Origin of the sequence: Paenimyroides baculatum, assembly GCF_008629655.1 — a bacterium.
In the GTDB taxonomy this organism is placed as follows: Bacteria; Bacteroidota; Bacteroidia; order Flavobacteriales; family Flavobacteriaceae; genus Flavobacterium; species Flavobacterium baculatum.
Genome location: NZ_VWSG01000023.1, coordinates 1 through 7,927, shown reverse-complemented (window position 1 = coordinate 7,927; position 7,927 = coordinate 1). Strand labels below are relative to the sequence as shown.

The window sequence follows — 7,927 nt, the reverse complement described above, 5'->3', positions numbered from 1 at the left end:
ATAAAAAACAGTACAATTCAGAAAAGAAGACAATTCTACAACCAACAAAAATTAATAAATTTATAAACTAAACACTAAATTAGTTTTTATATTTAACTGTCTAATTTACTTTGAAGACGTACAATCATGGTTTAAACAACACCACAGAAGAATTTAAAGACAGTAAAGGAAATGTGGTGTTAAAACGTACTTATAATAATGGTGAAGCACATGATACATACTACGTTTATAATAAGTTAAACTTACTTGCCTTTGTGATACCACCTATGGCAAATGGGACTGTATTAGGCGATCATTTGGAAAAATGGTGTTATCAATATAATTACGATGCAAAAAAACGGTTGGTAGAGAAAAAAATTCCGCAGAAAGACTGGGAGTATATTGTTTATGACAAATCAGACCGTGTGGTAATGACAGGTCCTGTTTATAACCCGTTTGGAGATGGTAGCAAAGGATGGCTTATTACAAAATATGATGTTTTTGGCAGAGGCATTTATATAGGTTATTATGCAGCAGGTACTTTTACAAGCGCAACCAGAAACACATTGTCACAAAATAATTTTACAATAGAAAGCAAAATGGCAAGTAATACCACAATTGACGGTATAACTACTCGCTATACCAATGCAGGTTTTCCAACAAATTTTAAACTGTTAAGTATAAATTATTATGATGATTATAATTATCCAAATGCGCCAACAGGATTTTCAAACATAGAAACACAGGTAGTAAACACAGCTGTAAAAGGGCAAATAACAGGTACATGGACACGTATTTTAACTACAGCAGCGAGTACGGCGGGTAACTTATCCTATAATTTGTACGATAATAAAGACCGTGTAATACGAACCTACAGCCAAAACCACTTGGGTGGTTATACACAGGTAGACAATCAAATAAATTTTACAGGGACAACTGCTAAAACGGTAACCTATCAAAAACAAAATAACAGTGCAACGGTTCTGACAGTTACTGATATTTACTCTTATGACCGTAGGGATCGATTAACCAAACAAACAAGACAGATTGGTACGGGTAGTATTGAAACTATTGTATCAAACACCTACGATCAATTAGGAGTGTTGATAACCAAAAATGTAGGAGGAGCAACAGGCAACCTTCAAAAAGTAGACTATAAATACAATATACGTGGTTGGTTAACCGATATCAATAATGCCGAAATGGATTATGTAGATGGTGAAAACGATTTGTTCCAGTTTAAAATAAACTACAACAGATATGCTCTGCAAAATGTAAATTTATTTAATGGAAATATCAGCAGTGTTTGGGTGCGTACAAAAGTCGATAATTTATTTAAAGGGTATGTTTACTGGTACGACCATTTAAACCGCCTTACCCAGGCAAAGAATATGTATTATCATCGCCCAGGTGGTTGGTTGATGGGGCAATACATGGACGATTCTTATGGAGAAGCAGTTACCTACGATAAAAACGGAAATATCCTTACAATGAATCGTACAGGCGAATTGTTAGATGCACAACAAGCATTAACTATAGATAATTTAACATACGTATATAACGGCAACCAGCTATTAAGCGTAACAGACAGTAGTTCGCCAACCATAAACGATGGTTTTAAAGACGGTAACAAAGTAGGTGATGATTTTATTTACGATACCTTTGGTAATATAACACAAGATAAAAACAAAGGTGTAACTGCTATAAGCTACAATCATTTAAATTTACCTTATCAGGTAACTTTTGCTAACGGTAGTAATATTAAATACGCCTATGATGCTGGAGGTACGCGTTTAAGCAAAAAAGTACAGCCAAACGGTGGTGCGTTAGTAACTACCGATTACGTGAATGGATTCCAGTATACAGACAATGTGTTAAAGTTTTTTCCGCACCCTGAAGGCTATGTAGAATTTAAAAATAATCAATATCTTTATACATATCAATACAAGGATCACTTAGGGAATGTACGTTTAACATACCGTGACGGATATAGAAATCATGCTACATTGGAAAATCTGAAAGACGGTATTATACAGGTAAGCGAGATTATTGAAAAAAGCGACTATTATCCGTTTGGATTAAAACAAAAAGGAAATGATTTACCAGATTACAGTGTTATTAACAAATATAAGTACGCTTATGGCGGTAAAGAATTAAACGACGAATTAGGATTAGATTTATATGATTTTGGCGCACGTAATTACGATGCAGCAATTGGACGTTGGTTGAATGTAGATCCTAAAGCTGAAGAGATGAGAAGAATTAGTCCTTATGCATATTCTTTTAATAACCCTATATTCTTTTTAGATCCTGATGGAATGAAACCTTTAGATTGGTATATAGATTGGAATTCTGGAAGAGTTTTGGGGCAAGATGGAGCTAAAACTAATAACTTTAGGGTAATTAAGGGTACAATGTGGGCAAAAATAACAAATTCTGGTGGGAGTATGTCTAAAGAAGCAACTGCTGAATTACATAAGGAGAGTAATATCATTACTGTTAATAATAATAAAATTCATTCTGATTTAAATACAATAAACGACGACACAATTAATGATCAGACTGCAGAACGTCAGGCAATTTTTATGTTAGAGCGTACTGAAGATAGTGAAGGCTTTCCTGCAGCAGAACTAACAACCACAATTGGACAACTTGGAAAGAATGGATCTGCAGATATACCAAATGTAACAGGTTTTAATAACGATCAAATGATAGTAGGACAAGCCCATACTCATAACTTGGATCAAACAGGAAGAACAAACCTACCAGGAACTTCAGATGCTGATTATGATGTTTCAAAAAGTAGAAACTTTAATATTTATGCTATTGATTCATATCAGGGTAAACAACAAGGTGGAAATGCTATACATATGACGAACTCTAATACCGAAAATGGTATAAATGTTGGAACAACAAATGACACAAGTGTAATTGGAAATCAAGTTTTAGATGATTTCATAAATTCAAACAAACAATAAATGAAAAATATTCTTTATATAACTTTAATAACAACACTATTTTTATATAGTTGTTCTTCTTTAAAAAAGGAATCAGACAAGGAAAAAATTATATATGTAGTTCCTAATAGTGTTGAAAACTGGTTCAATAATGTTATTACAGCACCAAATTTAATAAATAAGCAGAATGTGTATTTCATTATTAGTTCAATGGAAAGAAATAACAAAAGGGTTTATAAATTAAGATTATGTGATCTTGAAAGTCATGCTTCTAAAGATAGGTATTTAACCGAAAATACTAATCGATATTTATATATTGGTGAAAAGTTGTATCCATTACTTAACGATTTAGATGAAATTTTTTCAGTGAGAGAATGCTGTAATAAGGATCTATTAACAGGACTAAAAAACAAAAAAAATCCATTATCTTATACCGTCAATTATGAAAAAACATATTGGATTATTTTTAATAATAAGTGGGGAGATATATTAGAAACATCTGATGAAGCAAAAGGAGGTTATCGAACTGATTCACCCAATAGTAAAAGATAAATCCCCCTACCTAAGTAATATCACAGTTAGAGGATTAATAGAAAAATTGGTAGTGCACCAGAAGTGTTAATACAATAACAAAGCAACAACAGCCTCTTTACAAACGTATTGAGGCTGTATTATTATCAAACACTTTACTGTTGTTGCACATTTAATAGTTTCGACTTTTCAAAGGACGCAGTAAGTAAGTGTGTTTTATGTTGGTAAAGTACACCAAAGTAATTTTTACAAACAACACCAACCACAAATTATTTATAAACTACAAACAAACCGTACAACACGTGCATACCATAAATGTGGGTGTTTGTGCATTTAATTATATAATAACAGTTGTTTAAATTTGGTTGTATGGTGTTTTCAAAACGTACAATTAATTTAAAAGTTGGTTTGGTTAAAGTGTTGGTAAAATAAATATTGTTGGTACAATCGTTAAAAATACTGTTATGTAGAATTTAAAAAAAATCAATACTTTTATACGTATCAATACAAGGATCACCTAGGGAATGTACGTTTAACATACCGTGACGGATATAGAAATCATGCTACATTGGAAAATCCAAAAGACGGTGTTATACAGGTAAGTGAGATTATTGAAAAAAGCGACTATTATCCGTTTGGGTTAAAGCACAAAGGAAATGATTTAGCTGATTACAGTGCTACCAATAAGTATAAATATTCTTATAGAGGAAAAGAGTTTAACGATGAATTAGGGTTAGATTTATATGATTTTGGAGCACGTAATTATGATGCTGCTATTGGACGTTGGGTGAATGTCGATCCAGCTTCGGAGATGAGCAGAAGATTCTCACCATATGCATATTCGTTAAATAATCCAATATATTTTAGAGATCCTGATGGCATGATAGCAACATCATTTGAGTCAGATGATATTTATATTGATGCTAATACTGGTGAAGTTTTAGGGCATGATGGTGCTGAAACAAATGAAGTTAGAGTTATTTACAGATATGCGTGGGAAGATGCTGTTGAAAAGTATGGAGTGCCAAATAGTTCTTTAGCAATTACTCAGTTACAAGCAAATAGTTCAATATTTACAGTAAATAATGAAAAAATAAATTCTGATGTAAAAGAGGCAAATGAGCAAACAATTTCGGATCAATCAAAAGGTGTATTGAAAGAAAGATCAGTAATTATTGGTTTTAATATTGATCACAGTGGAGATATCCCAAAAGGGGAACTAACCTCACAGATTGGACCTATCGGAAAATATAACGAAGTTGAAATTCCAATAGCTGAAATGACTAATAAGGAAGGTATTGTTACTTCACGAAAATTTGAAGATACTTCTTTAGTTCCAGCTGCGACAGCTCATACACATCATTTAGTAACTGGAAAAATAAAAAATGAAGCTACAACGTCTACTATAGATAGAAGCACTTCAATGACCCAAAAAATTAACAATTATGTTATTGATTCTTTTACTGGGAAATCAAAAGAAGGAAATAGTATTCACAAAACTACGCCAACTGGACAGTCATTTGATAATGTTGGAAAGACGGAGAGTTTTAACATTGGAGATGATATAATGGATGATTTTAAAAAACAATAAGTATGAAATATAGAATTCTGATTATAAGTTTATTTCTTAGTTTCGTTTGCTATTCTCAAAATAGAAAGATAACCAATAAGGAATTATGTAATGGTGTATTATATAAATTACCATCTAAAGTTCAAAAAAGTCTATCTGAAAAGCTTAAAGAAAAAAGTAATGTCTATATGGAATTATCACAAGAAAGTGATTCTATATATCGCATATATATTAATGAGTATATAGATAATGTTTTTATTGAAAAAAGTAATAAATTCATTATAGTGGATGGTGTACCTTATCGTATATTATTAAGTACTGACTATACATTTGGAGTAAAACAAAGTCCTAAAGACATTTTAACTCAAATTGAAAAGAATGAAGTATATATGAGTACAAGTCTTATGAAAATTAATGATTCAAATGAATATATTGAATTTGATATAAGAAATTGATTGTATCAATATCAAACATTGATAGTGTATCAGAAGTGTTGACTCAATAAATTAACACAACTGGAATTGCAAACAGATAAAAAAATAATAAGTAAATGCAGAACTACTAAATCTGAAATTTTCGAAAGAAATTTTAAAGAAGTTAAAAAAAGGGTTGTAAATAATTAAATATTGGAGCAAAAGAAAAGACAAATGAAATGTCGTTAAGAAACATAGCAAAAAAATCGGGAATTGAGAGCGGAGAGGTCAAGCTTATAGATCAGGCAACTGGAAAAGAAGTATTTAAAAGCTCTCCAATGAATATTATTCAAGGTATTTCTGCTGAAAATCCTAATGCAAGGGGCGATAATGATCAAATCATTACTCGAGTTCCAGATAATGACACACATTATAATCAAGCTGTTGGGCATGAAACAGCACATCAATTTTTGACAAGAAGTAAAAATGCTGAACATGAGATTATTAGTGATTTTGGATTAGAGTTAGATGCAGAAGCTATGGATGCAATATTAAAGGATGCTTTTTTAGACAAGAACCCAATTCAAATAAATAATTCACAATGAGAAATATATTTTTTATATTATTTATAACCAGTTTTTTAATAGGATGTTCCTCTAACAATGTCGTAAGGAATGAAGTTAATTCTGCATATATAGTATCTGTTACTGATTTCATGGATGAGAACGATATTGATGAAACAAAAGCTGTTTGGTATTTAGAGAAGGATTCATCAGGAGATTTATTGTTGAATAATGAAAAATTTAAAGTGTATTATTTTCATTTTTCGTTTGATGCAAATCAAGTATATAGTTGTTGTTTGGATAATAATTATGATAATGACAAAAAACTTTTGGGGGATATACATAAAAATGAAGACGAAATTATGGGATTAGAAGATAATCTTCCTAAAAAGGGATATTCCTTATCTAATAAAAAAAGTAAAATAATAATTTATAAAATTAAAGAATTAGTAGGATGCAAATGTGGCAAAGAGAAAGTCTTTCCTAGAAGTAATATTAAAAATTTTTATATCCCAATAAAACTTAAAGTACAACCTTTAAGCACACAAGAAAAAAAGATATTTAAAAAAAATATAGATAATATTTCAAACCATTTTGAGAAGTTAATAGGTATTTATAAATAATAAATCTATCAGAAGTGTTAATACAATAACAAAGCAATAACAGCCTCTTTACAAACGTATTGAGGCTGTATTATTATAAAACACTTTACTGTTATTGCACATTTAGTAGTTTCGACTTTTATAAATTTTTTCCACAACCCTGAAGGATATGTAAAATTTAAAAATAATCAATATCTTTATACGTACCAATACAAGGATCACTTAGGTAATATACGTTTAACATACCGTGATGGATACAGAAATCATGCTACATTGGAAAATCCAAAAGACGGTGTTATACAGGTAAGCGAGATTATTGAGAAAAGCGATTATTATCCATTTGGTTTAAAACAAAAAGGAAATGATTTACCAGATTACAGCACAACCAACAAGTATAAATACGCTTATGGCGGTAAAGAATTAAACGACGAATTAGGATTAGATTTATATGATTTTGGCGCACGTAATTACGATGCCGCAATTGGGCGTTGGTTGAATGTCGATCCGTTAGCAGAGAATTCACGTAGATGGACACCTTATAATTATGTGTATAATAATCCGATATTTTTTGTTGATCCTGATGGTATACAGAGTTGGAGTTTTAGTGGACAAGCAGCACAAGATGTTTTCGGAATGTTGGTAAACCAATTAAACGCAAGTGACAATGATTGTGAAAGTTGTAAAACCGAAGAAGATTGGGAGAACTATTATCAGCAGGCAAGGAATACAGCTTCAATGGTTGGAGCTTTAAAAACTGTAACAGTAGATAATAAGGAATTTAGTTATATTGAGGATAATGAAGTTTTAACTTCTGCAATGACCGAAGATGGTAAAATAATTTACTATTTAAACGGTGAACGCATGGATTTAAGACGGTACAGTAATAGAGCACATGCAGCAGGAGCTATGTTGGGAGATGCAGCTTTACTTGAGGGAGGGGCACGTTTTTTTAAGTACTTAAGTAGTTTTTTTGGAAGAGCAAAAGGGATTAATCCTGGATCTTTTTCAGATGAAATTATATCAATAAATAAGAAATTTGCTGACGGCACTTTATTAAACAGTACACCTTCGTCAGCAGTAAATACTGCTTTATATTATGATAATGTTGTTGATCAAGGGGCATCAATATTCAGATCTATAGCACATGGACATATGTTTGGAAATGGTAATGAAAGAACAGCGGTTGAAGTGTACGTCTTCAAAGTAAATTAGACAGTTAAATATAAAAACTAATTTAGTGTTTAGTTTATAAATTTATTAATTTTTGTTGGTTGTAGAATTGTCTTCTTTTCTGAATTGTACTGTTTTTTAT

7 protein-coding genes are annotated in these 7,927 nt (G+C 31.2%); all 7 read left to right on the top strand.

What is annotated here, in order from left to right:
- Positions 1 to 110 precede the first annotated feature (110 nt).
- Positions 111 to 2,957 (top strand): RHS repeat domain-containing protein, encoded by a 2,847-nt coding sequence (locus F0460_RS15975; RefSeq protein ID WP_150015098.1) that lies wholly within the window; start codon positions 111 to 113, stop codon positions 2,955 to 2,957.
- On the top strand, positions 2,958 to 3,488 hold the full coding sequence (locus F0460_RS15970) for a hypothetical protein (RefSeq protein ID WP_150015096.1): 531 nt from the start codon (positions 2,958 to 2,960) through the stop codon (positions 3,486 to 3,488). It abuts the gene before it with no gap.
- Positions 3,489 to 4,035: 547 nt separating this feature from the next.
- Positions 4,036 to 5,058: an RHS repeat-associated core domain-containing protein gene (locus F0460_RS15965; protein ID WP_150015094.1), complete on the top strand. Its 1,023-nt coding sequence runs from the start codon at positions 4,036 to 4,038 to the stop codon at positions 5,056 to 5,058.
- 2 nt (positions 5,059 to 5,060) lie between these two features.
- Complete coding sequence (locus F0460_RS15960) at positions 5,061 to 5,492, top strand: hypothetical protein (protein ID WP_150015092.1); 432 nt, start codon at positions 5,061 to 5,063, stop codon at positions 5,490 to 5,492.
- 197 nt (positions 5,493 to 5,689) lie between these two features.
- A complete protein-coding gene (locus F0460_RS15955) occupies positions 5,690 to 6,055 on the top strand; it encodes a hypothetical protein (protein WP_150015090.1) in 366 nt (121 codons plus the stop codon).
- Positions 6,052 to 6,636 (top strand): hypothetical protein, encoded by a 585-nt coding sequence (locus F0460_RS15950; protein ID WP_150015088.1) that lies wholly within the window; start codon positions 6,052 to 6,054, stop codon positions 6,634 to 6,636. The genes F0460_RS15955 and F0460_RS15950 overlap by 4 nt, the downstream gene beginning before the upstream one ends.
- A gap of 252 nt (positions 6,637 to 6,888) precedes the next feature.
- Positions 6,889 to 7,827 carry an RHS repeat-associated core domain-containing protein gene (locus F0460_RS15945; protein ID WP_223810846.1) on the top strand — a complete coding sequence of 313 codons (939 nt, stop codon included), beginning with the start codon at positions 6,889 to 6,891 and terminating at the stop codon, positions 7,825 to 7,827.
- Positions 7,828 to 7,927: the final 100 nt, after the last annotated feature.

What these genes read in the sequence shown, in the direction of transcription:
- F0460_RS15970 (WP_150015096.1), top strand. Translation starts at nt 2,958, where the DNA reads ATGAAAAATATTCTTTATATAACTTTAATAACAACACTATTTTTATAT.
- F0460_RS15960 (WP_150015092.1), top strand. Translation starts at nt 5,061, where the DNA reads ATGAAATATAGAATTCTGATTATAAGTTTATTTCTTAGTTTCGTTTGC.
- F0460_RS15950 (WP_150015088.1), top strand. Translation starts at nt 6,052, where the DNA reads ATGAGAAATATATTTTTTATATTATTTATAACCAGTTTTTTAATAGGA.
- F0460_RS15955 (WP_150015090.1), top strand. Translation starts at nt 5,690, where the DNA reads ATGTCGTTAAGAAACATAGCAAAAAAATCGGGAATTGAGAGCGGAGAG.